Source organism: Streptosporangium sp. NPDC004379, from assembly GCF_042873875.1.
Classification (GTDB): Bacteria; Actinomycetota; Actinomycetes; order Streptosporangiales; family Streptosporangiaceae; genus Streptosporangium.
The window spans coordinates 20,134-47,087 of record NZ_JBIAMC010000026.1 but is presented as its reverse complement, the minus strand read 5'-3'; the positions used below and the strand labels follow the sequence as shown (position 1 = coordinate 47,087).

Here is a 26,954-nt window from a genome sequence, read left to right as displayed (position 1 = left end):
CGGATAATCCGGTCGAACTTCACCGGACCCGGCGGAGATGATGATCCCATGGCGTTCCGCGAGCACAAGAACGACGACAACCGTCTCCGCCGGATCCTCGCCGAGCTGCACCGATCACTGGACCGGCGCTACCGGCCCGAGGATGTGGCCGATCTGGTGCTGCAGGCGCTGAAGGGACGGCTGACGCGGCGCGAGCGCGTCGTGCTGGGGCGCGCGGCCGCGCACTCCTCCCGTGGCGAGGCGTGGTTCTCCTCGATGTCCGACGACTACGCCAGGCCGGTGGGCGGCACCCGGCAGGTCGCGACGGCCGCCCGGCTGTTCGAGCACCCTGCGGAGTGCGATCCGGACGACCCGGAGGCTCTGCTCGCCTTCGCGGCCACCGTGGGCCGCTCGATCGGCTGGGCGCCGGAGCGAAGCGACTTCCTGGCGGACCGGCTCGACCGGCGGGCCCGGGACGCGGCGGGGATGGACCTGTCCAAGCGGCAGTACAACCGCCGCTTCCGGATGCTGCGCAGGATCGCCGCCAAGGCGGGCACGCTGAGCATCGAGCAGGACAAGCGGCGCCTGCTCATGGTGGGTGTCACCGGCTTCGGCGCCGACATCCCGCCGGAGCGGTTCGCCGCCGACGTCGACGCCGCCTGCTTCGTCGCCTACTACACCGCCCGGCGCAAGGTGCGCCGGGAGTTCAGCCTGTCCGGACGGGACAACCCGTTCGACGAGATCGCCCAGGTGCTGCTCGACCGGTGCGCGACGGGAAGCGACTGGTGGATGATCGCCCAGGTGCGGGCGACACCCGACGTCCTCGCCCGCCTCACCGACGAGGAGCGGGGACTGCTGCTCGGCCGGTGGTCGGCGGTCATGCGGGAGAGCGCCGGCCTGCTCCGTGACCGCTGGAGTCCCGGCGTCGACCGCACGACGATGATCGTGCGCCGGGGTGACGACTCCAGCACGTGGAACAACCTGGCGACCGCCTACAACGCGGCCCGGGCCGGCTGGCTCGCCTGTCTGGCCTCACTGGACGCTTTGGAGCTTCTGGACGCCGCCTGTCCGGGCAAGGTCATGCGGTTCATGGCGGCCGATCTCGCCGCCTGGCATCAGGTCTCCGGCGGCGGGGTCGACCCGGGCACCGCGGTGTGGGCTGCTCTGCCGCCGCCCTGGGAGGTGCTCGACGGTGAGGCGTCCTGCACCCGTCCGGACGTCGAGGCGGCCTGCCGTACGGCGGGGCTCGATCCGGAGCGGACCGGCTGGACCGCGCCCGCCGCCCGGCGCGGGACGGCGGTGTTCCGGCCGACGCCCGAGCTGGTGCACGGTGTGACCATCGCCGACCCGGTGTGGGCGGCGCTGCTCCGCCGGGCAGGGGTGTTCAGCGGCGGGCGCGTCAAGCCGGAGCTGGCCGCCGAGGCCTACCATGGGCTGGCCTCCGGGGTGGTCGCGAGCGACCTGCCCACGACGCCCCCTGCCGGACCGGTGAGCCGGTGATCGGTGGGTCCTCCCAGGGAGGACCCACCGGCGGGCGGCCTCCGGAGCCGTCGTTAACCGGTGGCCTCCGCCTGGGGCCATCGGGCAGACTGGCACCGGCACGCTGTAGTTCAGTGGTAGAACGCCTGGCTCTTTACCAGGTGGGCGCCGGTTCGAGCCCGGCCGGCGGTGCCGCGCGCGACGGACGGCCTCGCCGTAGCTCAGTGGTGGAGCGCCCGGCTCTGGACCGGGTGGGCGCCGGTTCGAGCCCGGCCGGCGAGGCCGTACCGCCGGCGCCCGGGCGCCCGAAGAAAGCCCGAGGAAGGAACTGGTCGCCGAAGCGGTCCGGGTCTACTCGGAACTGCGGCGGGAGGAGATCCGCACCAGGATGACGGAGTCCATGCGCAAACTCGACGGCTCGAACCTCGCCCGTGTCGCTCTGCTCACGGGCCTGTCCGCCGAACAGATCAACGCCGTCGGCGGAGTCCGGGAGGATGCCCTGACGGACCCTTACGCCGCCGCGGAACGCCTTGAAGCCCCACCGGAGTCGTAGATCGAAAGAAGCCCCGGCCCGGGTGCACCCGGGCCGGGGCTTCTTTTCTGTGCGCCGCCAGGGACTCGAACCCCGGACCCGCTGATTAAGAGTCAGCTGCTCTAACCAACTGAGCTAGCGGCGCGTGAAGCCCTTGAAGAATAGCGCACTCCGCCGGACGATCCGAACCGGAATACGGGGCCCGGCCGAAGGCGGAGGCGGCCTCTCCTGCCCGAAGCGCCCCGGCGCCGGAGCCGCCGGGCGGCGGGACACCCGATGCCGCCCGGCGCTGTCAGCGGCTACGCTAGAACAACATTCGGTACCTGTACGAGCCTGTTCGAGTCCGCCCGGATCGCGTCCGGGTCCCGCCCGGGAGCACACATGTGGTTCGCCTCGCCCGCCGACGTCCGTGACCGGCTCGCCGCCGCGGACTACCTCTCCGACGACTCCATCGCGACCTCGGTGTTCCTCGCCGGCGCGCTCGGCAAGCCGCTGCTGGCCGAGGGGCCGGCCGGGGTGGGCAAGACCCAGCTCGCCAAGGCCGTGTCGGCGGCGACCGGCGCCGCGCTGATCCGCCTCCAGTGCTACGAGGGGCTCGACGAGGCCCGGGCGCTGTACGAGTGGAACTACAAGAAGCAGCTCCTGCGCATCCAGGCGGGCGGCGGCGAGGGCTGGGACGCCGCCCACGACGACATCTTCACCCAGGAGTTCCTGCTGGAGCGCCCGCTGCTGCGGGCGATCCGCGCCGACGCCCCGACGGTCCTGCTGATCGACGAGATCGACAAGGCCGACGTCGAGGTGGAGGGCCTGCTGCTGGAGGTCCTGTCCGACTACCAGGTCACGATCCCCGAGCTGGGCACGGTCACCGCCACACGCCGGCCGTACGTGGTGCTGACCTCCAACGCGAGCCGCGAGCTGTCGGAGGCCCTCAGGCGGCGCTGCCTCTACCTGCATCTGGAGTACCCGACGCCGGAGCGCGAGCGTGACATCGTGCTGGCGCGGGTGCCCGGCGTCGAGGCGGACCTGGCCGAACGGCTCGCCCGTACGGTCGCCACGATGCGCGCCCTGGAGCTGAAGAAGTCGCCCTCCATCGCCGAGACCGTCGACTGGGCCGAAACCCTGCTCGCCCTCGGGCGGACCGAGCTGGACGAGGCGACCGTGGACGCCACCCTGGGGGTGGTGCTCAAACACGCCTCCGACCAGGCGCGGACCCGCAAGGAGCTGGGCCTGTGACCGGCCGGACCGGACTGTCCGGACCGTCCGGGAGCCCGTCCCGCGCCCGCCCGGCCGAGACGGCTCACCGGACGGTTCGGACACCCTCCCGTCCGGGCCGGATTACCCTCCGGGACAGCCGGGCGGGCCGGATTACCCTCCGGACGCTCCGGCACGGCCGGGCGGGGGCCGGGCGGTGAGCCTGCTGGACCGGCACGTCGGCTTCGTGCGCGCGCTGCGCGAGGCCGGGCTGCCGGTGTCACCGGCCGAGGGGCTGGACGCCGCACGGGCGCTGCTGGTCGTCGACCTGGCCGAACGCGAGTCGCTGCGCGCCGCCTACGCCGCCACGCTGGTCAAGCGGCCGTCGTACCGGCCGGGGTTCGACGCTCTCTTCGACCTGTGGTTCCCCGCCGCGACCACCGCCCCGCCCGCGGCCCGGGATCCGGAGGAGCCCGCGGACCCGCGCGACGGGGACCCCGGCGTCTCCGCGTCCCGGGACCTCACCGCGGGTGTGGACCCGGGGACCGCCGACCTGCCAGAGCTGCGCGACCGGCTGGCGGAGCTGCTGCTGGGCGCCGAGGGCATGGACGCCTTCGCCCGCGCCATGGTGGAGCGCTTCGGCCGCCAGGCCGCCTCCCCCGGCCGGCAGAACTGGTTCTCCTACCCGGTGCTGCGCGCACTGTCCCCCGAGACGCTCATGGCCCGGCTGCTGGCCGAGGTCCTCGCCGGGCAGGAGCGCGGCGGCCTGGCCGAGAAGGTGGCCCGGCGGCGGATCGGTGACGGCATCCGGCGCTTCGAGGAGGCCGTCGCCACCGACGTGCGCCGCCGGATCGCCGAGGAGTCGGGGATCGAGCGGATCGCGCGCTCCGCCGTACGGCCGCCGCTGGAGCAGGTGGACTTCCTCCGGATCACCCGGGCCGACCTGGTGAGGCTGCGCCGGGAGGTCCACCCGCTCGCCCGGCGGCTGGCCGCCCGGCTGACGGTCAGGAACCGGACCGGCCACCGGGGCCGCCTGGACTTCCGCCGGACCGTGCGGGCCTCGCTGTCCAGCGGCGGCGTGCCGCTGACCGTCGTCAACCGGCCGCGCCGCCCGCACCGGCCGGAGCTGGTCGTCCTGTGCGACGTCAGCGACTCGGTCGCCTCCTTCGCCCACTTCACGCTGCTGCTGACCTACGCGCTGCGCGAGCAGTTCGCCAGGGTCAGGGCGTTCGGGTTCGTGGACACCGTGGACGAGATCACCCGCTTCTTCACACCCGGCTCCGACGTGACGGAGGCGATGACGCGGATGACCGCCGAGGCCGACATGGTGCGGTTCGGCCGGACGAACTACGGCCACGCCTTCGAGCGGTTCGCCGAACGGTACGGCGACGCCGTGGGGCCGAAGACGTCCCTGCTGATCCTGGGCGACGCCCGGTCCAACTACCAGCCGCCCGCTCTTACGACCCTCCGCTGCATGGTCCGCGAGGCCCGGCACGCCCACTGGCTCAACCCCGAGCCGGTGAGCCAGTGGGACACCGGCGACTCCCTGGCGAGCGCCTACGGCACGGTCGTCCCGATGCGCGAATGCCGCAACGTCGTCCAGCTCTCCGCCTTCGTCGAAGACCTCACCTGACGCCCACCTCGCGTCCGGGTATCCGGCCGGCACGGTCCGCGCGGGAAAGCCATGCCGGGTCCGCAGGTCGCCGCGCCGTTCCAGGGAGGCGCACGGTCCGCGCGGGGAAGGCGTACCGCCGCCACCCGTGGCAGGGTGTGGACATGCGCGTGTCGATACTGGGGCCGTTGGAGGTGACCGTCGGCCACGACGTGGTGAGGATCGGCGGCACTCGGCTGAAGGCGCTGTTGATCCGGCTCGCGGTGGACGTCGGGCACCCGGTCGCCACGGGCTCCCTGGTGGACGCGCTGTGGCCGGAGGCGGCTCCGGAGGATCCGGCGGCGGCGCTGCAGTCGTTGATGTGGCGGCTGCGGCGGGCCCTTCCGGACGAGCGGATCGTGCGGTCCGGGAGCGGCTGGTATCGGCTCGATCTGCCGCCGGAGGCGGTGGACGCCTGTCTGTTCGAACGGCTGGCGGACGAGGGACGGCGAGCGTTGCGGACGGGTGACGCCGGGCTGGCGAGGAGCCGGTTGAGGGAGGCGTCGGCGCTGTGGCGGGGTGAACCGCTGATCGACGCCGCGGACGCGCCCTACGCCGTGGCCGCCGCCGTACGGCTTCGGGAGCTGCGGCTGGCCGCGATCGAGGACCGGGTGGAGGCCGACCTCGCGTGCGGGCCGGCGTCGCCGCCGGTGGCCGAGCTGACCGAGTTGACCGCGGCGTACCCGTTGCGTGAGCGGTTGTGCGCCCTGCTGATACGAGCCCTGGACGCCGACGGCCGGCCGGCGGAGGCGCTGGCCCTCTATGAGGACGTCCGGCGACGGCTGGCCGACGAGCTGGGGTGCGACCCGGGGCCGGAGGTACGGCGGGCGCACCTGGCCGTGTTGCGCGGCGGACAGCCGGACGGCGCCCGGCCGGCCGATGACCGGCGGGACGGGAATCGGCCGAGGGGGAACCTGCGCACACCGCTGACGAGTTTCGTCGGACGTGCCGGAGAGGTGGCACGGATCCACGCGCGGCTGGAAGAAGGCCGGCTGGTGACCCTGGTCGGCCCGGGAGGCGTGGGCAAGACACGGCTCGCGACCGAGTCCGCGTCCAGGATCACCGCGCGCACCGACGGCGGGGTGTGGCTGGTGGAGCTGGCCTCGGTGACCGCCGGTGATGTCGCGCGGGCCGTGCTCACGGCGCTGGGGCCACGTGAGGTGGGCGTTCCGGACACCTCCGCCGGGTCGGGCGATCCGGTGCGCCGCCTGGTCGAGGTGCTGGCGTCCGGTGAGACGCTGCTCGTACTGGACAACTGCGAACATGTGATCGAGGCCGTCGCGGGACTGGTCGGCGAGTTGCTGGCCCGGTGCCCACGCCTGCGGGTGCTGGCCACCGGTCGTGAACCTCTCGGCGTCACCGGCGAGCGGCTGTGTCCTGTTCCGCCGCTGCCGCTGCCCGACGCCCCGGAGGCGGAGAGTCCCGCGACACGGCTGTTCGCCGACCGCGCGGCCGCGGTGAGCCCCGGCTTCGCGCTCACCGAGGACACCGCGGCCGAGGTGACGGAGGTATGCCGCCGGTTGGACGGGTTGCCGCTGGCGATCGAGCTGGCGGCCGCCCGGTTGCGGACCATGACGCTCGGGCGGCTCCTGGCCCGTCTCGACGACCGTTTCCGGGTGCTGGCCCACGGGGCGCGTTCGGCGCCGGAGCGGCATCGGACCCTGCGGGCGGTGGTGGCCTGGAGCTGGGACCTGCTGTCCGACGCGGAGCGTGCGCGGGCGGCCCGGCTGGCGGTGTTCCCGTCCTCGTTCACCGCCGAGGCCGCCGACCGTGTGGGTGTCGGCTGGGAGACGTTGGACACACTGGTGGACAGGTCGCTGCTGCAGCTGGTGGGCGAGCGGTACCGGATGCTGGCCACGATCCGTGAGTACGGCCTGGAACGGCTCGCCGACAGCGGCCTGGCCGGCTCCGCGCGCGTCGCGCACGCGGCCTGCTTCCTCGAACTCGCCGAGCGGGCGGCGCCGCATCTGCGTGGCGCCGGCCAGCCGTACTGGCTCGGGGTGCTGACGGCCGAGGAGGACAACCTGCTCACCGCACTGGACTTCGCGGCCGAGGCCGGGAATGCCGCCACGGCCAGAAGGCTGGGCGCCGCGCTCGGGCTGTTCTGGGCGATCCGGGGAGGCCATGCCGAGGCCGCCGACCGGTTACGCACCGCGCTGACCGTTCCCGGCGCGGCCCCGGTGACGGCGAGCACGCAGGTGGCGGCGCAGTACCTGTTCCACGCGGTGCTCAGCGGGCGCGTACCGGACGCGGAAGCGACCGCCTCGGCGGCCGGAACCATCTCGCCGGTCGAGACCACCGAAGCGGCCGGAGCGATCCCGGCAGCCGGGGCAGCCGGAACGATCCCGGTGGCCGAATCAGCCGAAGCAGCCGGAACCGCGGAAACCGCGGAAGCGGCCGGAACGGCCGCCGGGCCGTTCGGCCGCGACGCCGACCACACGGCCGCGACGCTGGTGGCAGCGCTGCTGGCTCTGCTCGGGAACGACGTCCCCGCCGGCCTCACCGCGATCGACCGGCGACCACCGCCCGCGGATCCCTGGCACCGGGGGATGCTGGCCCTCACCCGCGCCATGCTGGCCGGCGCCGCCGACGGCGGCATGGCGACGATGCGGCGGGACCTCGCGGCAGCGGCGGCGGCCTTCCGGGACGCCGGGGAACGCTGGGGGCTGGCCACCTCGCTGACCTATCTCGGGCTCGCCGAGGGCATGTCCGACGATGCCCGCGCGGGCGCTTCGGCCCTGGAGGAGTCGATCACGCTGATCCGGGACCTGGGAGGCTCCGATCACTTCCAGCGCGTCTGGCTCGCCATGCTGCGGGCCCGGACCGGAGGGCCCGTGGCGGCGCGCGCCGAGTTGCTGGCGGTCCTCGACGAGAGGACGCCGCACGCCACCGAGGCGATGGCGCGGCTCTTCCTGGCCGATCTGAGCCGGCACAGCGGTGAGCCGGCCGAAGCCGCGGCCCAGATCGACCTGGCCGCCGAGCGGCTCGGCGACGGTTGCTTCAATGACGCGTTGCTGCGGTTGGGCCGGGGACGGCTGGCCCTGTCCACCGGTGACCTCCACGTGGCCCGTGCCCATCTGCGGGAGGCGTTCACACTGGCCTCCTCGATGCCTGACATGCCGATGGTGGCGCAGATCGCGGTGGGCGTGGCGGAACTCGCGCTGCGTAGCGGTGCAGCCGGGGACGCCGCCTCCGTGCTCGGTGCCGCCCACGCGTTGCGTGGTGTCCCCGACGTCGGCGATCCCGATGTCCGCAGGGTGAGCCGTGAACTGCGGGCCGCGCTCGGCCCGGAAGCGTACCGGGCCGCCTACGACCGTGGCCGAGGTCTCGGCCGTGACGACGCGCTCGCCGTCGTCTCCGACCGGCTGTCGCACTGACCACGGGCCCGGTGGTCCGGCTGCCCGGCGGCCGCCAGACCGCGGCCGGCCGGGAGCAGCGGATCGTCGGCCAGAAGCGGGGTGAGAGCCGCCCTAGCCGGCTGAGAGCGGCTTGAGAGCCGTCTGACAGGTCGCAACGCCAGGGTGTGTCCCGTCAGCCCGTACGCGACGCGTCCGGCCGGCATCGACCCGGCCGGTTCTGGAGGTCCTGGAGATGATGTTCCTCGAACTGTTCGTTCCGCGCGGGACGAAGAGCCCCGAGCAGCTGCGCCGGCTCGCCGAGGGGCTCACCATGAAGGCGCTGCTGACCCATGTGGACGCCATCCGCGACGTCGTGGGCGGCGACGAGGGGTCCGGCACCGATCCCGGGGTGATGGACTTCCTGGACACGATCACCCATGTGGTCGTGCACGAGATCGGCACCTGGGTCGTCGGCGGGAACGTGCTGGGCCCGGCCGGGCCGACCCGCTACGTGGCGCGCGTGTACGTGCCCGGCCCCTGGCGCAAGGACATGAGCGCGTTCTTCGTCGCCGCCGTCACCCGGGTGATCTCACAGGCCGACCCCGACCCCGAGCGCCACCACCGCGAGCCGTACGTCGAGGTACACGTCATCGGTGTGCCGGAGGGCGGATACGGGATGTCGGGCCGGGTCGTCGGCGAGTCGGCGCTGCTGGAAATGATCAGTGACGCCAGGACCGGAACCCCGGCTCCGGCTGACCCCGGCGTGTTCGTCGATCCGGTGTGCGGCATGACCACCAGGGATCCGGTGGCGACGTTGGAACACGAGGGCACGACCTACGGTTTCTGCTGCCTCTCCTGCCGCCGCCACTTCGCCGACAGGCTGGCCGAAGCGGTACGGTGAACGGCGGAACGCCGGGCGGACCGGCCGTGGCCCGGCCCGCCCGCTGGCTCAACCCCGAGCCGGTGAGCCGGTGGGACACCGGCGACTCGTTGGCGAGCGCCTACGGCGCGGTCGTCCCGATGCGCGAATGCCGCAACGTCGTCCGACTCTCCGCCTTCGTCGAAGATCTCGCCTGACGGCCTGGCGTCGACGTCAGCGGAGGATCCAGCGTTCGGCGGGGGCGGGGTAGCAGGTCTTGGCGCCGGACTCGAAGCCGTCGCCGAAGGCGCGGGTTCGTTCGAACCCGCTGCCGTGGGCGGCCGGGTCGGTCCACGCGGTGCCGGGCAGGTCCCGGCCGGAGAAGACCGCCAGCGTGGCCTCGTCCAGATCGCCCTCCTCCAGCAGGTTCTGCTGCGCCACCCACCGCGCCCACGCCCCGGCGAAGCAGTCGGCCTGCAGCTCGCGCAGCACTCCGGCCTGCTCCTGGCGCGGCAGCCGGGCCTGCATGGCGTGACCGAACTCGTGGGCCAGTACGAAGGACGCGGCGAAGTCGCCGCCGCTGACGTAGTACGGGATCATCAGCCCGGACTCGTCCCACGCGATGAAGTCCCCGGCCGGGCAGTAGAAGGCGTTGCGGGCGGGCGCGGGCTGGTCGCCGCAGGCCGGGCCGCCGCCCTCGTCGGAGCGGTAGTAGGTGTAGGCGCGCGGCTTGCCGTAGGAGCCGCCCAGCTCCGGCACCTGGCTGCTCCAGTACCGCTCCAGCAGGCCGAGGGTGGCCGACAGGGTGCGCTGGTAGGCGGCGTAGTCGAAGGACGTGCGCCCGTCGGTGCTCAGAGGAGCCGAGTCCCGTCGGCTCGGTGTGGTGCCGCTCTTCTGCTCCCGGTGCCGCTTGACGTCGTCGATCGCCTGCTTGATCACGTCGGTGATGCTGCGGTGCTCGCCGTCCCCCGCCGAGCAGGCCGGGAGCAACAGCACCAGTGCGGCGATCACGGCGGAGATCGCCCGTAACCGGGCGCGGGGACGAGGCGGGCGGGGGTTCGTCGTCGGCGTCACCCGCCCGCCGCTACCCAATCACTGACAAAACATCCGTGACGCACCGACTAGGGCGAACCGCCCGTGGCTCAGCGGACGGTGTCGAGGAAGCGGAGCACGCGTTCGGTGAGCAGCGCGGTGGCCTCCGCGTCGTACGTGGACAGGCTCGGGTCGGCGAACAGGTGCCGGTCACCCGGGTAGAGGAACAGCTCGGCGTCCTTGGCCTCCACGACCAGGGCGCGGGCCGCATCGAGGTCGCCCTCAGCGACGAAGAGCTCGTCGGCGTCCATGCCGTGGACCTGCACCGGAACCCCCTCCGGCCACGCACCGCCGTACTCCGAGACCGGCATGCAGGCGTGGAACAGCAGCGCGCCCTTCGCGCCGGGCCGCGTCTGGGCCAGCGACTGCGCCGGGAGGACGCCGAGCGAGAACCCGGCGTGGACCAGCTCGCCGGGCAGCCCCTCGGCGGCGGCCCGCCCACGCTCGGTCAGCACGTCGAACCCGACCTTCTGCGCGTGGGCGACGCCCTCCTCGAAGTCGTCGAAGACCTCCCCCTCGTACAGGTCAGGGGCATGGACGGTGTGCCCGGCCCGCCTGAGCTCCTCGGCGAACTCCAGCACCCCGGCCGTCAGCCCGTGCACATGGTGGAACAGGAGAACCTCGGCCATACTCACTCCCTTCGTCCGGCGGCACCGGGACGGCTTCCGCCGGGGGACGAGTATGGCGGGGCACACCGACAATCCCGACGATCGGCCACGCTCCGGCCGGATGTCCGCGTTCCTCGCCGGTCAGTGGTCGCAGAAGAGCGATGGAAGACGGCTTCTTGAGACTGAGCAACCTTCTGTGCTTCCGGCGGCGTAAAGGCGGGTGACTGTCATCTGAAGAAGGACCGTACATGGCGGATCGATCCGAGTACGACGCGTTCGTCGAGGCGTCGTGGCACCGGCTGCTCCGCACCGCCTACCTGCTCGCCCGTGACTGGGGAGCGGCCGAGGACCTGGTGCAGACGGCGCTGCTGAAGGCATGGCAGGCGTGGCCGCGTCTGGGCGACGAACGTGAGGCGTACGTCCGCAAGATCATTGTGAACCTGCACGTCTCCTGGTGGCGGCGTCGCTGGAGACAGGCCGAGTTGACCAGGGAGTCACCGCCCGACCGGACGCAGGCGGCCGACCACATGGGACAGGCCGACGACCGCGAACTGGTCTGGCAGGCACTCGGCCGGTTGCCCGCCCGGCAACGGGCCGTCGTCGTGCTGCGGTTCTTCGAGGACCTGACCGAAGCCCAGACCGCTTCGACGCTCGGCTGCAGCGTCGGGACGGTCAAGAGCCAGGCGAGCAGGGCATTGGCGAAGCTTCGGATGGACGAGTCGTTCGCGTACGACAGGAGGGGGTAGCACCATGCATGTCGACCAGGGAGAACTCCGCGGCCTGCTGGACGAGCGCAGCCGCCCCGCACTCGACCGCCCGATCCCGTGGCACTCACTGCGGGCCAGGACGCGCGGCGCGCGGCGGCGCCGGCTGGCGGCCGTCACCGCCGCTGTCACCGCCACCGTCGCGGTCGTCACCACGGGAGCGATCGCCGGCCTGCGCGGGCCGGACCACGTCGATCAGCCGACCACCGCGAAAGTGACCGAGAAGCTCCCGGCCCGGTACGAGGAGTCCGACGGCACCGTCTACCGCAGACTCACCACGGCGGTCTTCGACCCGTCGCGCGAGGAATCGAAGACGTTTCAGGTGGAGGTGAGCGGTAAGCCGGTGGCCATCCTGCCTGACTGCCCTTCCCCCAAAGCCGCGCAACCGAATGTCAGCGCGCGGGTGCCGGGCCTGGACAAGGACTTCATGCTGTCACCGGCGCCCTTTCTGATGAACTCGTGCGAGCGGGGCAAGGCGGTCGACATGCAGCCCTTCCCCGCCGGGACACGGACGGTGAGATTCACCGTCAAGGCATACTCGGAGAAGATGCCTCCGGGAAAATGGCGGTTCGGCGTGTACGAGTGGACCCCGCCGGCCACGACGCGGACCGCCTCACCCCCGGTGGACCCGCCCGCGAAGATCGGGAAGGACCTCAGCCTGACCGCCAAGGGCAGCGCCACCTGGCCCGGTACCCGTGAGGTGACGCTCACCGTGCCGAACAGGGGCCGCAGCCTGGCCGTCGTCACCTACTGCGGCGACGACCTCGCCGAGCGGCTCAGGCACGAGGTGTGGGTGAACGGGCGCCCGGTCAAGGGCTTTCTCGTCTGCTCCGCCCTTCCCGAGAGCGGGTATCTCCATCTGGGCAAACGGCCAAGCGGTGAGAAGACGACAACGATCAGGGTCCACCTGGAGACGTCCATCCCGCAGTACCTGCGGCGCCCCGGAACGCTGACGGTGGCCGTTTATGACGGGGAGTGATCGTGCCATCCGGCAACCGGTTCAGGGGCCGTGATCATGAGCTGTCGGGTCTCCTCATCGGACGGCTCGACAACATTACGAGACACAGGAGACCCGACCGGTTGTCCGGACGAGGGTTACAGGTGAAAGGTATGGGCGGCACTCGGCTTAAGGAATGATCGAAACTGATCCGGTCGTATCGGTCAGGCCGGAGGGCCGAACCCTCCGGCCTTCACCTCCTCGATGAAGGACCGCCATACGGCGGGGGCGAACAGGAGCGCGGAACCGGCGGGGTCCTTGCTGTCGCGGACCGCGACGGTCCCGGGCAGGTTGGAGGCGACCTCGACACACTGCCCACCATTGTCTGAAGAACGTGATGACTTCCGCCACACTGCGGCGCTCAGGTCCACTCCCGCCTCGCTTCCTCGATCTTTTTCGTGGATATATGTCCAGGATAAGCCCATTGGCGTATCGCTTCATAGCGGTCCCATATCGAGGCCACGTAGATAGGGTCGTCCGTAACCTGTCCTTCGACAGGCGAATCCGCGTGAACGGTGTCCGGTTGTCCGTTCGGAAGCTTGGCGATCATAAAAGGCCCGGCCAGTCCGGCCATGCACTCCGGGTCGACGATCTGAATTGAGACGTCGGGTCGTTGCGTGATCTCCAGCAGGTGTGAGAGCTGCTCACGCATCACTTCCGAGCTGCTGACCTTGCGACGCAGCACACCCTCATCGAGGAGAACCAGAAGCAGGGGAGAGTTCTCTCGACCGAGGATCAGCTGACGTCGCATGCGGGCCTGGACGCGTTCCTCCACCTCCTCGGGAGCAGCACGGGGGCCATTGATGAAGATATGCCGGGCGTATGCCTCGGTCTGTAGCAGGCCGGGGACGAGGAGCGGGTCCCAGGAGCGCAGGACCAGTGCGTTGGGTTCGATCTCCTCGGTCCAGCTCATGAACCAGGCCGGGCTGCCCGGCTTGGCGAGGATGCGGTGGTAGAGCCGGGTGAAGGAGGTGGCGCCCTCCAGGCCGTAGAAGCGGTCCAGCCGCTCGGCGTCCGACCTCGACGGGGTGCGGGTCGCGGCTTCCAGGCGGCTCACCTGGGTCTGGGTGCAGCCCAGCCGGGCGGCCACCGCCGCCTGGGAGAGCCGGGCCTCCTCCCGCAGCCGGCGCATCTCCGCGCCGAACCGCATCCGCGGTGAGGCGGGGTCGAGGAAAGGCTCGACGCTCATCGCATTCCTCCCGAAAATGAGAAAAACGGGCTCCCTGTTCCGGCGGCGATACCGCGACACGGTTTGCGTAAACCGGCGGTCGTCATCCCCCGCCATCTCCGGTTATGCGGACCGGCAATTTCCTCACCTGCCGCGAGGGCAATCTAATCACACGCATTCCCCTTCCGGCAGGAAGGACGGGAAAGCGGATGATCCCCCTTCGGACAGGAGAGAAACCAGCGGTACATCATCGGGAAAGCAACCTTTCCGGCAGGCTCTTCTCTGCCCGCACCACACATGACAGGGCGCTCCCCTCCGCTCGTCCAGCACCGGCCGTCCCTTCGTCGCCACAACCCGGAACCGGCCCTTGACTCACCGACGCGGCGTCCGGCCATCCCGTACAAGATCCACCTTCACCCCGAGAGAGATGATCATGGAAGCATTCGAACGTGCCCGGCTGGACGCCTACTTCGCCAAAATCACCGCTCGGTTCGTCACCGATGAACAGGTCACGTCCTTTCTGGTGACGCACCTTCTGCCCGAACGACCATGCTTCGTCCACGCGGTCGCGGCCATGAGCCGTCTGCGGGCGGTGCTGCCCAAGCCGAAGTCGATCACTGCTGCCGCGCAGCGCGAGGTCGAACAGACCGTCCCGGTCGACGCGCTCTCCCGCGAGCTGTTCGACCGGCCCAAGACGGCGCTGGACTACTTCGAGTCCCGGGCCGCCGCCGAGCCGATCGTGCTGCTGGACGTCGGCGGCTACTTCGCCCCGACCTTGAACGACCTGAACGGAAGTTTCTCCGGCCGTCTTCTCGGAGTGATCGAGGACACCGAGAACGGCCACCGGCGCTACCAGGCTCTCGGCGGACTTCCCTGCCCGGTGATCTCGGTCGCCCGTTCGCCGCTGAAGGACCCCGAGGACTTCCTCGTCGGCCAGTCGGTGGTCTTCTCCACCGAGGCCGTCATGCGCAGCCGCGGTGACATCCCGCACGGCCGCACGGCCCTGGTGATCGGCTTCGGCAAACTCGGCAGCTCGATCGCCCGCCTGCTGCACGCCAAGGGAGTCCAGGTCACCGTCTTCGACATCGACCCCGTCCGGCGCACCCAGGCCATGTCCCAGGGCTTCGCCGTGGCCCATGACCGGCACAGCGCCCTGGCCGGAGCCGGGCTTGTGCTCTGCGCGACCGGCGCGGTCTCCCTGCGCGGCGAGGACTTCCCCCATCTGCGCAACGGCGCCTACGTTGCCACCGTCACCTCAAGTGAGGACGAACTGGAACTCGACGGACTGCCGGACGTCTACACCCGCACGATGGTCGGCGACCATGTCACCCGCTATCAGACAACCGGTCACTATTTCTACCTGGCGAACGGCGGTAACGCCGTCAACTTCCTGCACGGCGCGAGTGTCGGACCGTTCATCTTCCTGGTCCAAGCCGAGATACTCGCCGGAATCGGAATGCTCACCCGCGGCGACCTCGCCCCCGGTATACACGAGGTCTCCACGGCCGACCGCGCCGCCATCGCGGCGATCTGGCTCTCCTACTTCAACAGGTGATCGACTTGGCCATCACGGCAGACCACATCCGCGCCGTCATCGGCGACTACCTCGACGCGCATCCCGAGGAGAAGCGCGGCCTCGCCCCGATCCTGGAACTGCTGGACGACGGCGCCGGCCTCACGTCCCGCAAGGAGTTCCGCGGCCATGCCACCGCAGGCGCGATCCTCGCCGACCCTGACGGGCGCGTCCTGCACATCCACCATCTCGCCCTGGACAGATGGCTCCTGCCCGGCGGTCATCTGGAGCCGTCCGACGCCACCCTCCTGGACGCGGCCCTGCGTGAACTCGTCGAGGAGACCGGCGTCCCCTCCCACGCCGTCACCCCGGTCGGTGACCGTCCCGTCCACATCGACGTCCACCCGATTCCAGCCAACGACGCCAAGGGCGAGCCCGCTCACCAGCACTTCGACTTCCGGTTCCTCTTCCGCACCACCGCCGATGTCGGCCCGCTCCAGACCGAGGAGATCACCGACGCCGCCTGGCGGGCCGCCGACGACATCAACGGCACCGCTCTGCGGCACCGCGTCATCCAGGCACTTCGCTGACTCGGCCGTATCGATCAGGCCGGCGAGTCGAACTCGCCGGCCTTGACCTCGCCGACGAAGGATCGCCATGTGGCGGGAGCGAACAGCAACGCGGGACCGAAGGGGTCCTTGCTGTCGCGGACTGCGACGGTTCCGGGCAGGTTGGAAGCGACCTCGACGCACTGCCCACCGTTAGGACCGGAACATGATGACTTGCGCCACACGGCACCGCTCAGGTCCATGTCCGCCTCGCTTCCTCGACCATTTTGAGGGACATACGTTCAGGATAAGCACTTCGGCGTAGCGCCTCATATTGGTTTCTAACCGAAACCACGGATTCATAGTCGTCCGTAACCTGCCCCTCAACCGAGGAATCGGCATGGATCGTGTCCGGCTGGCCGTTCGGAAGCTCGGCGATCATAAAAGCACCCGACATGCCCGCCAGGCATTTCGGATCGACGATCTGCACGGAGATCGCAGGCCGCTGAGCCATCTCCAGTAGATGATCGAGCTGCTCGCGCATCACTTCGGCGTCTCCGACCTCGCGATGCAGCACCCCCTCGTCGATGAGGGCCGTGAACAACGGAGAGGCATCTCTGTCAAAGATCTGACCTCGCCTCATGCGCATCCTCACGCGCTCCTCCAACTCCTCCGGAGTGATCCGGACGCTGTGCTTGAGCACGTGCCGCGCGTACGCCTCGGTCTGAAGGAGACCCGGGACGAGGAGTGGATCCCATGATTGGAGGACCAGTGCGTTGGGTTCGATCTCCTCGGTCCAGCTCATGAACCAGGCCGGGCTGCCCGGCTTGGCGAGGATGCGGTGGTAGAGCCGGGTGAAGGAGGTGGCGCCCTCCAGGCCGTAGAAGCGGTCCAGCCGCTCGGCGTCCGACCTCGACGGGGTGCGGGTCGCGGCTTCCAGGCGGCTCACCTGGGTCTGGGTGCAGCCCAGCCGGGCGGCCACCGCCGCCTGGGAGAGCCGGGCCTCCTCCCGCAGCCGGCGCATCTCCGCGCCGAACCGCATCCGCGGTGAGGCGGGGTCGAGGAAAGGCTCGACGCTCATCGCATTCCTCCCGAAAATGAGAAAAACGGGCTCCCTGTTCCGGCGGCGATACCGCGACACGGTTTGCGTAAACCGGCGGTCGTCATCCCCCGCCATCTCCGGTTATGCGGACCGGCAATTTCCTCACCTGCCGCGAGGGCAATCTAATCACACGCATTCCCCTTCCGGCAGGAAGGGCGGGAAAGCGGATGAGCCCCCTTCGGACAGGAGAGAAATCAGCGATGCCCCATCAGGAAAACAGCATTTCCCATTCCTCTCCCGGCCCCTCGAACGCCCCGGACCCCGCAACCGTGGAGCAGCAGACCCGGTTCATCCACCTGGTGCGGCTCGGCTGGGACCTGCGTGTCCTCGGGGTCCGCACCTCGCTGGTCCTGCCGGTGGCCGGGAACCCCGTCCTGGAGGTCCACGCGGCGGCCGGGGTCCTCGCCCGGATCACGGCCGTCCGGCGTCGCCGCGGCTGGGTCTTCACCTGGCGGCCCTGGTGGACGCGTCTATGGCGGCGGGACGAATGGGTGTGGGCGGAGGCCGACAACGCGGCCGACATCGTCAGGGCCGAGGTCACCGGGGTCGCCGGGGTGGCCGCGTGAGACCGGACGGGCGGGCCGTACGGGCCCGCGTGTGGCGGCGGGAGTTCCCCGGCCGGGTGTCCTCCGTGCCGGCCGCCCGTGCCTGGGCCCGCGACCTGCTGGCCGTACGGCTCGCCCCCGGCGTCCTCGACGACGTCCTGCTGCTGCTCAGCGAGGTCGTCACCAACGCCGTCACCCACTCAGACTCCGGCCGTACGACCGGCGGCCGGGTGACCGTCCACCTGGCCCACGGCCCAGAGGGCGTCCACGTCGAGGTCACCGACGACGGCTCGGCCACCAGCGCGCCCGCCGTGCACGTGCCGCGGACCGACGACGACGGCGGACGGGGGCTGTGGCTGGTCGCCCTCCTCGCCACCGCCTGGGGCGCCTCCGGACACGACGACGAGGCGGGAAGATCCGTCTGGTTCGAAATGCTCCGCGACCCGCCCCGGGGGCCGTGAGATCTTCGGCCTCGGTGCCTTGAAGGCTTGAAGGCTTGAAGGCTTGAAGGCTTGAAAAGGAGTGCGCCCTCCCGCTCCCTCGAACCCTACAGGTTACGGAAATCCGGGTCCTCGGCACAGGATGTCCCTGCGCCCGGAGAACACACGGACGGGGAAGCGACGGACCATGACCCCCGGCGCAGAACGATCACGCACCACTCGTCACCGAGCCCAAGAGGAGAGTGATCATAGTGAGGACACGACGCACGATCGGCGTGCTGCTGGCGGCGGCCACGGTCGCGGTGACGCCCCTGGCCACCACCCCGGCGCAGGCCGGCGCCCTCGCGTGGGATTGCAGCCCCGGCTACTCCTGCTACTACGACGGCGGCAACGGGACGAACAGGATCTGGGTCGCGCCCAGCGGCGGCAAGTGCTTCGACCTGGGGCAGATGGGCCTCAACGACCGGATCTCCTCCATCTACAACAGGGGCAACGGGACGGTCCACCTCTACAACTGGATCGGCTACGAGATCGGCTACTGGGACTACCTGGAATCGGTCCCGAAGGGCGCGATGAAGAGCCTGACGGACAACAGCAACAAGGTGGACAGGGTCTGCATCGACGGCTGACGGCCCACCGAGGGGACCGGACCCGCCCACGCGGCTCGTTCTCACCCGCTTCGAGCACAACCGCCTACGGGGAATTCTTTTTCAGGCACGGGAGGAAAAGCTTGAACAGCAGACGACGAATCGGTGCGGTGCTGACGGCCCTGGCCGTCTGCGGCGGTGTGTTCACCGCGGCCGGACCGGCCGCGAACGCGCAGGCCCGCTACTACTACAACACCTGGAAGAACGCCTCGGGCTGGGCGGCCCCCACCCCTCATGACGACCTTCCCATCGGCACGCTCTACGCGGGACGCAACTACTTCTTCTGCCAGAGGCAGAACGCCGCGCATCCCTGGACCGAGGGGAAGTACAAGAACAACTGGTACCTGTACACCGACCTGGACACCCCAAGGGGCGCCAAGGGGTGGATCTCCGCGGTCTACGTGACCGTCGGCGGCAACTGGGAGCCGATCCCCGGCCTGCCGCGCTGCTGAGAGCCGCGGCCGGGCCGTACGGTCTCACCGGACGGGGGCATCGTACGGCCCGGCCGTAAATCGCCGATAGCGCGTCCCATTCGCCCGCTTTTCCGAGGAAAGATCAATTTCTTCCTCGCGGACCGGGGACGTCCGACATAATCGAGGAATGGAGCCGGCTGGCTGGGCGGTACGGGTTCCGACGGGATACACGCTGGGGGCGTGGAAGATCTGCTCCGGCATCGCGACCGGAGGCTGGAGCAGCGTCTACGAGGCGCGGCGGACGGCTCAGGGGCGAGATGACGTCCCGGACCGCGTGGCGCTGAAGTTCATCCCGACCGGGACGTTGAACCGGCGTCAGCTGGGTCATCTCGCGGACATGACGCACCGCGAGATGAGGCTGTACGAGCGTCTGGAACATCCCCGGCTCATCAGGCTCTTCGACACCCTGACCGTCGACGATCCGGCCCATCCCGGACTGGACGGCGCCGCGGTCCTGGTGATGGAGCTGGCTTCGGGCTCGCTCGCCGACCTGCGCCGCGAACACGGCGCGGGAGCGGTCCCCGACGCCCCGCGGCTGCTCGCGGAGGTCTGCGAGGGGATCGCGCACCTGCACGCCGAGGGGTGGGTGCACGGCGACCTCAAGCCGAGCAACATCCTGATCATGGCCGACGGCTCCGTACGGCTCGCGGACTTCGGGCTGGCCGCCGAACTGGAGGGCACCCACGGTTACCTCCCGCCCCTCGGCTCGTCCGACTACGTGCCCCCGGAGCGCTGGACCGAGCCCCTCGGCCAGCGAGGCATGCCGGTCCGTACGACCGCCGACATCTGGGCCTTCGGCGTCATCGCCCACCAGATGCTCACCGGCTCCTTCCCGTTCGCCGGGACCACCGCGCGCGGCCGGGCCGCCGCGGCGGCGGAGTACGCCGGGGGGAAGGCGACGCCGGCGCTCGACCCCTCGCTCCCGGCGGAGTGGCGGGAGGTGATCGCCGACTGCCTGACGCCGCGGCACGCCGACCGGCGGGAGCACAGCGCCGAACGGTTGCTGGCACGGGTGCGGGAGCTCGCCGCGGACCGGCCCGTCGCGGCGAGCCGTACACCGGCGGCGTCACGGCCGCGCGCGCTCGCCAGGCTCGTCGTTCCCGTGGTGGCGGCCGGGATCGTCCTCCTGCCCGTCCACGGGGACGGCGCGGGCATCCCGCGGCAGGAGCGCCGGACGTCCGCCCAGCAGGGGGACATCCGGCAGGGGGAGCGTCCGGCGTCCGCCTACTCGAAGTGGTTCCGGACCGACGCCGACATCCCCCGGCGGTACTACGACCTGATCGTCCAGGCCGGCACCATGTGCCACGAGGCGGGCGTGTACCCGGCCTCCGTGGCGGCCATCCTCAAGGCGGAGAGCGGCTTCGACCCCCGGCTCAGCGACCCCGTCAAGAACGAGTACGGCATCGCGCGCTGGTCTCCGGAGGTGCTGCAGCTCTACCTGCCCCCGGGCAGGCGCAGCGTCGTCCCGAAGCCGCCGTTCACCCCGGAGGACTCCATCCCCGCCCTGGGCCGCTACCTCTGCCGCTTCGCCCCGGCCCTGGAGGCTGTGCCGGGCGATCCCGCGCTGAACCTCGCGGCCTCCTACCGGACCGCCGACTACGTCATCCGCCAGGAGCACGGCATCCCGGAGCGGCTGCGGCCCTACGCCGAACGCGTTCGCCGGGCTCTGTCCCGCTACCGTCCGGCGGCGCCGTCACCCGTGGCCTCCGCCGGGGAGCGGCCCCCGGACTGACCGGGCCTCCCCTCCGCGGGGCGAGGCGAGGGCAGGAGGGCGAGGTGCTCCTCGCGTACCAGGTCGAACCGGAGGGCCAGCGACACCAGCGCCGCCCGCTGCCAGTCGGCCTTGGCCGGCGCCCCTCCCTCCGACGGCTCCTTGACCCGCAGCTTCGTACGGGCCAGGTAGTCGATGTGGAAGTTCACCGCGGAACGGGTGAGGTCCGGGCACTGGGGAAGCCCGTGGAGGCGCTCCAGGATCTCCGGCACCGTGGGGATCACCACGGTCGAGCTGTCCCGCAGCCGGGGTTCGCAGAGGGCCACGAGGATGAGGAAGTACTTCGTCGTCTCGTCGAGCGAGAACGCGGCCGTGGTGGCCTCGCCGTGACCGGGTTCCGGGATCCCGGGATCGGCGTAGGCGTGCTGCGACGCGAAGACCATGAACGACGCCGAACCCTGGGTCCCGGGAACCACGACGCGGGCGAACTCGAACGGCACCGGCATGTCCAGCCGTCGCGGCGCCACCTTGACGAACTCCCCGCCGCCCTCGGGGTTCTCGACCACGTACGTGGCGGTGGTGCTCAGATTGCTGATCGTCCAGTGGTCCTCGACCGCGCGCACGCGTCCCGCCAGCCTTGACACACCCGGGTTCGGCAGCCGGATGTCCACCGGGTATCCGTCCGCCCCGCGGCCGAAGGTGGCGTCCTGCCCGACGGCGAGCTCGTGGAGCTCCGGGACATCGGCGCCTCGTGACGCGGGGAGCTGAACGATGACACCTCTCATACGTGCCGCACCGCCTCTTCCACGCGGTGGCTCCCGAACGCGCCACCCGACACAGGCGACATCATGACAAAAAAACGGTCGCGGATGTCATGGACGAACGACTTCGCATACCGCCGGGCCGCCGGCCGTACCCGTGCCGGTTGACGACGGCGACGCCGGGGCGGGGAACCGGTCGCCCCGGCGGAACCGGTCGCCCGGCGGGCTCGGCGTGGTCAGGGCGCCGAGTCCGCCGGGCGACGTGTCACGGCCTCACGAGCCGGACGGGGGTCGTGCCGGGCGGGCTAGCCGAAGGTCACGTTGAGGCGGCCGTCCGAGGCGAAGGACCAGTGCAGGGCGCCCGCGTAGGAGGAGCACCGGGAGCCGTTCGAGCCCGACCAGAACTGGTTGGAGCCGTCGACGTTGCCGACGGTCTTGTCGTTGCTCCCGCTGCCGCTGCGGCAGGAGGTGTTGTTGCGGAACACCGAGGTGCCGGCGTCGAAGGAGAAGTTGCGCTCGGTGTTGTCGATGCTGACGTTGTCCGAGATCGTCATCGAGCCGGGGTTGCTGTTGTAGGTGAACCCGTGCTTGCCGTTCTTGTAGGCGATGCTGCGCCGGACGACGTGGTTGACCGCGATCTTGTCGCCGCCGAGCTTGTAGCCGTTGCGGTCGCCGTTGCCGGCCTGGGCGCCGTTGCTGAGGGTGCCGTTGTTGTAGGCCAGGGAGTCCTCGATGGTGACCGGGCCGATGGGGCCGGTGTCCGTCTTGGTGTAGAGGTCCCAGCCGTCGTCGATGTTGTTGTGCGACACCGCGTAGCGGAAGACGTTGCCGGAGCCGACGGTGAGCTTCGCGGCGAAGCCGTCGGCGTCCTCGCCGTCGGAGTCGGCGTTGTCGTGCGACTCCGCGCTGAGGACGAGGTTGTTGGACGGCCACTGGTCGCGGGGGGTGTCGGAGGCCATCCGCGAGATCTGCAGTCCGGTGTCGCGGTTGAAGCGCGTCACCGTGCGCTCGAAGACGTTGTTGCTGCCGCCGACGAAGATCCCGTTGTCCCCGGCGCGCTCGACGACGATGCCGTAGACGCGCCAGTACGACCCGTTCACCGCGAGGCCGCGGTTGGCCGGGTCCTCGCTCTGGGCCGAGAAGTTCAGGACCGGGGTCTCACCCGGGTAGGCCGACAGGGTCTTGCGGGCGCCGGAGGTGCCGCTGTTGCCCGCCGCGATGGTGACGGTCTGCGAGAAGTCGTACCTCCCGCCGCGCATGTAGATCGTCCCGCCGGAGGCGACGCGGGTGAGCGCCGAGGTGAGTGTCGTCGGGTCCGACTGCGTCCCGGCCGCGCCGTCCCTGCCGCCGGGCGCCACGTACAGCGTGCCGCTCGACGGGGGCGGGGTGGTGGGGGTCGACGTGGGAGTCGAGGTCGGCGTGGACGTGGGGGTGACCGTCGGGGTCGGAGAGGGGCCGCCGCCCGCGGGGCGCAGGCTCCACTGCTTGCTGGTCACCGAGTCGCAGGAGTTCTGCTGCAGGAGGGCGCCGGAGGCGGTGGAGCTGTCCTTGACGTTGAGGCACTTGCCGCCGTTGGAGTTGACCAGGCGGTAGTCGGCCCCGGCCGCGGTGAGGTTCCAGATCTGCGAGGCGGCGCCGGTGCACGCCTCCTGCTGCACCGCCTTGCCCGCGCTGGTGGAGGCGTCGCGGACGCCGACGCACTTTCCGCTGTGCGAGGCCCTGATCTGGTAGCCGGAGCCCGAGGCGGTGAGCGTGAAGGTCTGTCCGGCGGACTGGTCGCACCCGTTCTGCACGAGCTGCACGCCGTCGCCGGTGCTCTGTCCGGGAACCGCGGCGCACAGCCCGCTCCCGGCGTTGACCAGCGTGTAGTTTCCGTTCGGCGGGGCCGCCGCGGCCGGCGCGCTGAGCGCGGCCAGCAGTCCGCCGGTCGCGACGACGCCTGCGGTCAGCACGACCGCCGTTTTCTTTCCGAGGGGTTCGTTTCTGCGCACGTCCGGCTCCATTCGTACAGGGGGTGACTGAGGACGGGTCGTTTCAGGGCATGGCGAAGCAAGCCGTAAAGCGGGGTGGACCGGCCCGGACCGTCCGTCGCGCGGAGCGTCGTGGCGGAACTCCGTCGGCGACCGGGCGATGAGCGGGCTCTGGGAATGGGATGACGGGGATGACTACGGATTCGCTGTCACGCGCGTTTCACCTTCTGTGCAACCGACGGCAACCGGTTGTAGGAAACAGTGACGTTACATAGCGGGAACGTCAACAGGTCAGAGTAAACCTGCAAACGCCGCGGGGCGTCCTGCCTGGTTACGCCCGCTATTTCTGCAACAACCGTTTGCAATAACGGTGAGCGGGCGGCTCCATGGAAAGCCCGGACGGGCCCGTTGACGCAGTCCTCACCCGACCGTCCCGCGTCTCGCGCCGCGACGCCCGTCCACGGGCTCACGGTCACGGTGAGGAGGGCTCGTCGCATCGCGTGGAGACCGGCGCCTCGGCCGGAGAGCGTCGATCCCGCCGTCATGGCCGCCGAACCTCACGGGCGGCGGCCATGACGGCGGGATCGACGGCTCAGGGCGGTGCGGGACCCGTACGGACGAGCGGCCGGTGCACGGGAGGGGCCGGTTCGTCCGGCGGTCAGCTCGTCCGGCGGTCAGTTCATCCGGCGCAGGACCCGGGCGGCGGTGCGGGCGAGCAGTTCCACCTGCCGGTCGTCGTAGTCCGCCCGCGGACCGGTCAGGATCCAGCGGGTCACCAGGCGCGGCTTGAGGAGGGTGATCCCCTCGGCGGTGACCGTACGGCGCAGCCTGCCGCCGTGCACCGCGAGCAGCGGCTCGATCGTCACCTCGATGCCCGACTCGCGGGTGAGCACCCCGGCCAGGGCGTCGGAGACGTCGACGAGCGCCTTCGCCACCTTCGTGCCGTACTTCTCCCCCAGGAACAGACGGTCGCCGTAGCGGGCGATCTCGGTGTCGGGGTCCCACGCCTCGTTGTCGACGACCCAGACGCCGCCGGGGCCGATGACGAGGTGGTCGATGGACGCCTGTCCGGGGACGGCGCGGCCGTCGAGGACGTGGTAGCCGCGCCTGCGGAGCCTGCGGCGCAGCAGCCTGCCGGTGATGGTCTCGCCCCGTCTCCTGCCCCGCCAGACGGCGGTGGAGTTGTAGGAGTACCAGGCCCAGGCGGCGTCGGCGGCGGCGACCAGCAGGGCGGTCACCACCCCGGCGAGCGGGAGGTTGAGGCCGAAGCGGTAGCCGAGCAGCAGACCGGCGAACAGGCCGCCGACGGCCTTGACCGCCCGCGCCTTCCGGCGCTCGCCCGCCTCCTTGATCCAGAACTGCTCGTACATGACCTGAGGGGACAGGCCGTGAACCTGGTCCTCTGGCGTCACATAGATTGATCCGCCGGGCACAGCGAACCCCCGGGAGTCGAGAGCCGACAAGGAACGGATCTGCCACGCTGAAGATCCCTGTGCCAGAAAATACCCAACCGGGGGCTCCAGGCAGCCGAAGGTGACGCAAATAACACACCTACGCCATACACCGGCGCTTTAACCGACCAGTCGGTATGCTGAGCCGGCACACGGCGGCGGCCGAAGGTCCGGGGGCCTGACGACCGGAGCGGGCGGCGGGGGCCGGACGGCGGGGAGGGCCAGATGACACGCGACAGGGAGTCCGTACGGCAGCGCCTGCTGGGCGAGGCCACGCGCCTGTTCGCCGAGCAGGGCTTCGAGAGCACCTCGGTGCAGGAGGTGGTCTCGGCGGCCGGCGTCACCAAGGGCGCCATGTACCACTACTTCGACTCCAAGGACGACCTGCTCCACGAGATCTACGGGCGCGTGCTGCGCATGCAGATGGAGCGGCTCACCGCCATCGCCGACGGCCCCGGCACGGTGGGCGAGCGCCTGCACGCCGCCGCCGCGGACGTCGTGCGGACCACGGTCGAGAACCTGAACGACTCCAAGATCTTCTTCCGCTCGATGCACCTGCTGGCCCCCGACACCCGCAGGAGCGTGCGCGCCGAGCGCCGCCGCTACCACGAGCGCTTCCGCGACCTGGTGACCGAGGGGCAGCGCGAGGGCGTCTTCAGCACAGCCTCCCCCGCCGAGCTCGTGGTGGACTTCTTCTTCGGTTCGGTCCACCACCTGGGCACCTGGTACAGCACCGAGGGGCCGCTGTCCGGCGCCGAGGTCGGCGGCCACTTCGCCGACCTCCTCCTGGCCTCCCTGCGCCCCTGACCCCCGGGCGCCCCCGAAACCACGGGTCCCCCGCCATCCGCGCGGCGGCATCATGATCCGTCGCAGGAACGACGCGCCGCGCACCGAGGATCACAAATTGATGCCCGACCATCAGGAGTTCTCAGCCGCAGATCCGCGTCTGACAATATGTCGGCCGTGGACTACTGTGATCGGTTCCGTCGCGCGGCGATCGAACAAGGCATCCCCGAGGAAGAGGCGGAGAAATTCGCCGGGTTCCTCCGTTTCGCCATCTGGGCGAACGAGCGCCACGGCGGCGAAATCGTGGCGCACCCCCGGGGCCTTCCGCCGGGGCAGCCCGCCGATCTGCTGGTCGGCCGTACCGGTGGGCTGCCCCGGCTCCCGGTGGGCATGCCATGGCCGACCGACTCGCAGTCCCCGCTGCCGTTCGTCGCGTCCTTCGACTGTGCCGCACTCCCGCGGGTCGACGGGCTCGCGTTACCGCCGGACGGCTCGCTGCTCGTTTTTCTGCATCACGAAGAGGCCTACGACACCTTCGACCGCGGCGAGGAGCAGAAGCACGCGCGCGTCGTCCACGTTCCGGCCGGCACGGACACCGTGGTGGTGACCCCCGCGGACCCCCCGCAACGCCCCTTCTCCTCGCAGCGCGGGTTCATCGGCCCGGAGCGGGACCTTTTCGCCGTCGTCCACGCCGACCTTCCCGAGTGGGTGAAGGAGGAGGAGGCGGACCTGTCCTCTTTCCAGAAGCAGGTGGCGCGCGACCTGCCACACCGCCGGGAGCTCCGCGCCCTGGTCGACCGGCTGTGGCCGGCCGGGAACTCCGCCACCTTCCAGTTCGGCGGTTACTCGTGGAACACCGGTGGGATCTCCAGGAACCACCTGTACGACGATCCCGAGCTGACGATCGCGGAGGAGAATTTCAAAGCCCGGCAGAATCCCGGCGACCCGGCCATCGACAAGGAACTGGAGGATTTCCTGGTGGAGGAGGAACTGCAGCGGGTCAGACGGGAGTGGATTCCACTCGTCCAATTCGACCCCGGTGACGATGTCTACTTCGGCCGCTTCCTGATCCGTGTCGATGACCTCACCGCCCAGCGATTCGACCGAGCCGTCTCCTGGACGGAGTTCACCGAATAACGCCGGCCGGCCCTCGACGCCACGGCACGACGCGGTCAAGGCGTCCACACCCGGGGGAGGACACGCCGAGGCCGGGCAGTGGACGACGGCGCTCGAAGGCGTCCACACCCCGGAGGGGGCCCCCTCCCCTTCCCCCGTCACGCGGCGAAAGGCGCGGCGGCCGCCGTTCCGCCACGGCGTCAGCCCCTCCCCCGGCCGCCGCGCGGCGAAAG

Annotated in this window: 27 protein-coding genes and 3 tRNA genes; 20 read left to right on the top strand and 10 right to left on the bottom strand. The window is 70.7% G+C overall.

What is annotated here, in order from left to right; all coding sequences use genetic code 11:
- Nucleotides 1-48 precede the first annotated feature (48 nt).
- The 4 genes from ACFYSC_RS35030 (at nt 49) to ACFYSC_RS35015 (ending at nt 2,011) form a co-directional block, all read left to right on the top strand.
- Complete coding sequence (locus ACFYSC_RS35030) at nt 49-1,479, top strand: hypothetical protein (RefSeq protein ID WP_389970110.1); 1,431 nt, start codon at nt 49-51, stop codon at nt 1,477-1,479.
- A gap of 98 nt (nt 1,480-1,577) precedes the next feature.
- A tRNA-Lys gene (locus ACFYSC_RS35025) sits at nt 1,578-1,650 on the top strand.
- Nucleotides 1,651-1,668: 18 nt separating this feature from the next.
- A tRNA-Gln gene (locus ACFYSC_RS35020) sits at nt 1,669-1,740 on the top strand.
- Between the two features lie 118 nt (nt 1,741-1,858).
- On the top strand, nt 1,859-2,011 hold the full coding sequence (locus tag ACFYSC_RS35015; protein ID WP_389970108.1) for a hypothetical protein: 153 nt from the start codon (nt 1,859-1,861) through the stop codon (nt 2,009-2,011).
- A gap of 50 nt (nt 2,012-2,061) precedes the next feature.
- Here ACFYSC_RS35015 and ACFYSC_RS35010 read toward each other — a convergent pair.
- Nucleotides 2,062-2,135 (bottom strand) — tRNA-Lys (locus ACFYSC_RS35010).
- A gap of 236 nt (nt 2,136-2,371) precedes the next feature.
- Here ACFYSC_RS35010 and ACFYSC_RS35005 point away from each other — a divergent pair.
- From ACFYSC_RS35005 to ACFYSC_RS34985, 5 genes are all read left to right on the top strand, one after another.
- Nucleotides 2,372-3,223, top strand: a complete 852-nt coding sequence (locus tag ACFYSC_RS35005; RefSeq protein WP_389970105.1) for an AAA family ATPase — start codon at nt 2,372-2,374, stop codon at nt 3,221-3,223.
- 175 nt (nt 3,224-3,398) lie between these two features.
- Nucleotides 3,399-4,814 (top strand): VWA domain-containing protein, encoded by a 1,416-nt coding sequence (locus tag ACFYSC_RS35000; protein ID WP_389970102.1) that lies wholly within the window; start codon nt 3,399-3,401, stop codon nt 4,812-4,814.
- 143 nt (nt 4,815-4,957) lie between these two features.
- Entirely contained in the window at nt 4,958-8,209 is a 3,252-nt protein-coding gene (locus ACFYSC_RS34995; protein WP_389970099.1) for an ATP-binding protein, read from the top strand.
- A gap of 214 nt (nt 8,210-8,423) precedes the next feature.
- A complete protein-coding gene (locus ACFYSC_RS34990; RefSeq protein ID WP_389970096.1) occupies nt 8,424-9,071 on the top strand; it encodes a YHS domain protein in 648 nt (215 codons plus the stop codon).
- Nucleotides 9,068-9,247 carry a hypothetical protein gene (locus tag ACFYSC_RS34985; protein ID WP_389970093.1) on the top strand — a complete coding sequence of 60 codons (180 nt, stop codon included), beginning with the start codon at nt 9,068-9,070 and terminating at the stop codon, nt 9,245-9,247. Before ACFYSC_RS34990 ends, ACFYSC_RS34985 begins: the two co-directional genes overlap by 4 nt.
- Nucleotides 9,248-9,263: 16 nt before the next feature.
- Here ACFYSC_RS34985 and ACFYSC_RS34980 read toward each other — a convergent pair whose 3' ends face one another.
- The gene (locus tag ACFYSC_RS34980; RefSeq protein WP_389970090.1) at nt 9,264-10,040 is read right to left on the bottom strand and encodes a neutral zinc metallopeptidase; all 777 of its coding nucleotides are present in this window, start codon (nt 10,038-10,040) and stop codon (nt 9,264-9,266) included.
- 131 nt (nt 10,041-10,171) lie between these two features.
- Nucleotides 10,172-10,750, bottom strand: a complete 579-nt coding sequence (locus ACFYSC_RS34975; protein WP_389970087.1) for a dienelactone hydrolase family protein — start codon at nt 10,748-10,750, stop codon at nt 10,172-10,174.
- Nucleotides 10,751-10,977: 227 nt separating this feature from the next.
- On the opposite strand from ACFYSC_RS34975, the gene ACFYSC_RS34970 reads away from it, so the two are divergent.
- Nucleotides 10,978-11,475 (top strand): SigE family RNA polymerase sigma factor, encoded by a 498-nt coding sequence (locus ACFYSC_RS34970; protein ID WP_389970083.1) that lies wholly within the window; start codon nt 10,978-10,980, stop codon nt 11,473-11,475.
- A gap of 4 nt (nt 11,476-11,479) precedes the next feature.
- Nucleotides 11,480-12,472 carry a hypothetical protein gene (locus tag ACFYSC_RS34965; RefSeq protein WP_389970080.1) on the top strand — a complete coding sequence of 331 codons (993 nt, stop codon included), beginning with the start codon at nt 11,480-11,482 and terminating at the stop codon, nt 12,470-12,472.
- A 182-nt stretch (nt 12,473-12,654) separates the two neighbouring features.
- Here the strand turns inward: ACFYSC_RS34965 and ACFYSC_RS34960 are convergent, their stop codons facing one another.
- Together ACFYSC_RS34960 and ACFYSC_RS34955 are read right to left on the bottom strand one after the other, a co-directional pair.
- Entirely contained in the window at nt 12,655-12,915 is a 261-nt protein-coding gene (locus ACFYSC_RS34960; protein WP_389970077.1) for a DUF397 domain-containing protein, read from the bottom strand.
- A complete protein-coding gene (locus ACFYSC_RS34955) occupies nt 12,852-13,679 on the bottom strand; it encodes a helix-turn-helix domain-containing protein (protein WP_389970074.1) in 828 nt (275 codons plus the stop codon). The genes ACFYSC_RS34960 and ACFYSC_RS34955 overlap by 64 nt, the downstream gene beginning before the upstream one ends.
- Nucleotides 13,680-14,091: 412 nt before the next feature.
- On the opposite strand from ACFYSC_RS34955, the gene ACFYSC_RS34950 reads away from it, so the two are divergent.
- Both ACFYSC_RS34950 and ACFYSC_RS34945 read left to right on the top strand, forming a co-directional pair.
- Nucleotides 14,092-15,213 (top strand): adenosylhomocysteinase, encoded by a 1,122-nt coding sequence (locus tag ACFYSC_RS34950; protein WP_389970071.1) that lies wholly within the window; start codon nt 14,092-14,094, stop codon nt 15,211-15,213.
- 5 nt (nt 15,214-15,218) lie between these two features.
- Nucleotides 15,219-15,761 carry an NUDIX hydrolase gene (locus ACFYSC_RS34945; protein WP_389970068.1) on the top strand — a complete coding sequence of 181 codons (543 nt, stop codon included), beginning with the start codon at nt 15,219-15,221 and terminating at the stop codon, nt 15,759-15,761.
- Nucleotides 15,762-15,775: 14 nt separating this feature from the next.
- Here the strand turns inward: ACFYSC_RS34945 and ACFYSC_RS34940 are convergent, their stop codons facing one another.
- Nucleotides 15,776-15,982: a DUF397 domain-containing protein gene (locus ACFYSC_RS34940; protein WP_389970065.1), complete on the bottom strand. Its 207-nt coding sequence runs from the start codon at nt 15,980-15,982 to the stop codon at nt 15,776-15,778.
- Nucleotides 15,973-16,800 carry a helix-turn-helix domain-containing protein gene (locus ACFYSC_RS34935; RefSeq protein ID WP_389970062.1) on the bottom strand — a complete coding sequence of 276 codons (828 nt, stop codon included), beginning with the start codon at nt 16,798-16,800 and terminating at the stop codon, nt 15,973-15,975. Before ACFYSC_RS34935 ends, ACFYSC_RS34940 begins: the two co-directional genes overlap by 10 nt.
- A gap of 290 nt (nt 16,801-17,090) precedes the next feature.
- On the opposite strand from ACFYSC_RS34935, the gene ACFYSC_RS34930 reads away from it, so the two are divergent.
- From ACFYSC_RS34930 to ACFYSC_RS34910, 5 genes are all read left to right on the top strand, one after another.
- On the top strand, nt 17,091-17,387 hold the full coding sequence (locus ACFYSC_RS34930; protein ID WP_389970060.1) for a hypothetical protein: 297 nt from the start codon (nt 17,091-17,093) through the stop codon (nt 17,385-17,387).
- Nucleotides 17,384-17,827, top strand: coding sequence for an ATP-binding protein (locus tag ACFYSC_RS34925; RefSeq protein ID WP_389970058.1), 444 nt, complete (start codon nt 17,384-17,386; stop codon nt 17,825-17,827). The genes ACFYSC_RS34930 and ACFYSC_RS34925 overlap by 4 nt, the downstream gene beginning before the upstream one ends.
- Nucleotides 17,828-18,057: 230 nt before the next feature.
- A complete protein-coding gene (locus ACFYSC_RS34920) occupies nt 18,058-18,435 on the top strand; it encodes a peptidase inhibitor family I36 protein (RefSeq protein WP_389970056.1) in 378 nt (125 codons plus the stop codon).
- A gap of 101 nt (nt 18,436-18,536) precedes the next feature.
- A complete protein-coding gene (locus ACFYSC_RS34915) occupies nt 18,537-18,905 on the top strand; it encodes a hypothetical protein (RefSeq protein WP_389970054.1) in 369 nt (122 codons plus the stop codon).
- 148 nt (nt 18,906-19,053) lie between these two features.
- Nucleotides 19,054-20,658, top strand: a complete 1,605-nt coding sequence (locus ACFYSC_RS34910) for a serine/threonine protein kinase (RefSeq protein WP_389970052.1) — start codon at nt 19,054-19,056, stop codon at nt 20,656-20,658.
- On the opposite strand, the gene ACFYSC_RS34905 is transcribed toward ACFYSC_RS34910, so the two are convergent.
- From ACFYSC_RS34905 to ACFYSC_RS34895, 3 genes are all read right to left on the bottom strand, one after another.
- Nucleotides 20,601-21,422 carry a winged helix-turn-helix domain-containing protein gene (locus ACFYSC_RS34905; protein ID WP_389970050.1) on the bottom strand — a complete coding sequence of 274 codons (822 nt, stop codon included), beginning with the start codon at nt 21,420-21,422 and terminating at the stop codon, nt 20,601-20,603. The genes ACFYSC_RS34910 and ACFYSC_RS34905 overlap by 58 nt on opposite strands.
- 281 nt (nt 21,423-21,703) lie before the next feature.
- A complete protein-coding gene (locus ACFYSC_RS34900) occupies nt 21,704-23,389 on the bottom strand; it encodes an RICIN domain-containing protein (RefSeq protein WP_389970048.1) in 1,686 nt (561 codons plus the stop codon).
- Nucleotides 23,390-24,042: 653 nt separating this feature from the next.
- Entirely contained in the window at nt 24,043-24,738 is a 696-nt protein-coding gene (locus ACFYSC_RS34895) for a nuclease-related domain-containing protein (RefSeq protein ID WP_389970046.1), read from the bottom strand.
- 306 nt (nt 24,739-25,044) lie between these two features.
- Between ACFYSC_RS34895 and ACFYSC_RS34890 the strand changes: the two genes are divergently transcribed.
- Both ACFYSC_RS34890 and ACFYSC_RS34885 read left to right on the top strand, forming a co-directional pair.
- Nucleotides 25,045-25,626: a TetR/AcrR family transcriptional regulator gene (locus ACFYSC_RS34890; RefSeq protein WP_389970044.1), complete on the top strand. Its 582-nt coding sequence runs from the start codon at nt 25,045-25,047 to the stop codon at nt 25,624-25,626.
- A 156-nt stretch (nt 25,627-25,782) separates the two neighbouring features.
- Nucleotides 25,783-26,742: a DUF1963 domain-containing protein gene (locus ACFYSC_RS34885; RefSeq protein ID WP_389970042.1), complete on the top strand. Its 960-nt coding sequence runs from the start codon at nt 25,783-25,785 to the stop codon at nt 26,740-26,742.
- Nucleotides 26,743-26,954: the final 212 nt, after the last annotated feature.

Coding starts and splice junctions, on each gene's coding strand:
- ACFYSC_RS35005 (WP_389970105.1), top strand. CDS start 2,372: ATGTGGTTCGCCTCGCCCGCCGACGTCCGTGACCGGCTCGCCGCCGCG.
- ACFYSC_RS34965 (WP_389970080.1), top strand. CDS start 11,480: ATGCATGTCGACCAGGGAGAACTCCGCGGCCTGCTGGACGAGCGCAGC.
- ACFYSC_RS34890 (WP_389970044.1), top strand. CDS start 25,045: ATGACACGCGACAGGGAGTCCGTACGGCAGCGCCTGCTGGGCGAGGCC.
- ACFYSC_RS34905 (WP_389970050.1), bottom strand. CDS start 21,422: ATGAGAGGTGTCATCGTTCAGCTCCCCGCGTCACGAGGCGCCGATGTC.
- ACFYSC_RS34955 (WP_389970074.1), bottom strand. CDS start 13,679: ATGAGCGTCGAGCCTTTCCTCGACCCCGCCTCACCGCGGATGCGGTTC.
- ACFYSC_RS34970 (WP_389970083.1), top strand. CDS start 10,978: ATGGCGGATCGATCCGAGTACGACGCGTTCGTCGAGGCGTCGTGGCAC.
- ACFYSC_RS35015 (WP_389970108.1), top strand. CDS start 1,859: ATGCGCAAACTCGACGGCTCGAACCTCGCCCGTGTCGCTCTGCTCACG.
- ACFYSC_RS34995 (WP_389970099.1), top strand. CDS start 4,958: ATGCGCGTGTCGATACTGGGGCCGTTGGAGGTGACCGTCGGCCACGAC.
- ACFYSC_RS34990 (WP_389970096.1), top strand. CDS start 8,424: ATGATGTTCCTCGAACTGTTCGTTCCGCGCGGGACGAAGAGCCCCGAG.
- ACFYSC_RS34895 (WP_389970046.1), bottom strand. CDS start 24,738: ATGTACGAGCAGTTCTGGATCAAGGAGGCGGGCGAGCGCCGGAAGGCG.
- ACFYSC_RS35030 (WP_389970110.1), top strand. CDS start 49: ATGGCGTTCCGCGAGCACAAGAACGACGACAACCGTCTCCGCCGGATC.
- ACFYSC_RS34950 (WP_389970071.1), top strand. CDS start 14,092: ATGGAAGCATTCGAACGTGCCCGGCTGGACGCCTACTTCGCCAAAATC.
- ACFYSC_RS34960 (WP_389970077.1), bottom strand. CDS start 12,915: ATGGGCTTATCCTGGACATATATCCACGAAAAAGATCGAGGAAGCGAG.
- ACFYSC_RS34935 (WP_389970062.1), bottom strand. CDS start 16,800: ATGAGCGTCGAGCCTTTCCTCGACCCCGCCTCACCGCGGATGCGGTTC.
- ACFYSC_RS34975 (WP_389970087.1), bottom strand. CDS start 10,750: ATGGCCGAGGTTCTCCTGTTCCACCATGTGCACGGGCTGACGGCCGGG.
- ACFYSC_RS34910 (WP_389970052.1), top strand. CDS start 19,054: ATGGAGCCGGCTGGCTGGGCGGTACGGGTTCCGACGGGATACACGCTG.
- ACFYSC_RS34940 (WP_389970065.1), bottom strand. CDS start 15,982: ATGGACCTGAGCGGTGCCGTGTGGCGCAAGTCATCATGTTCCGGTCCT.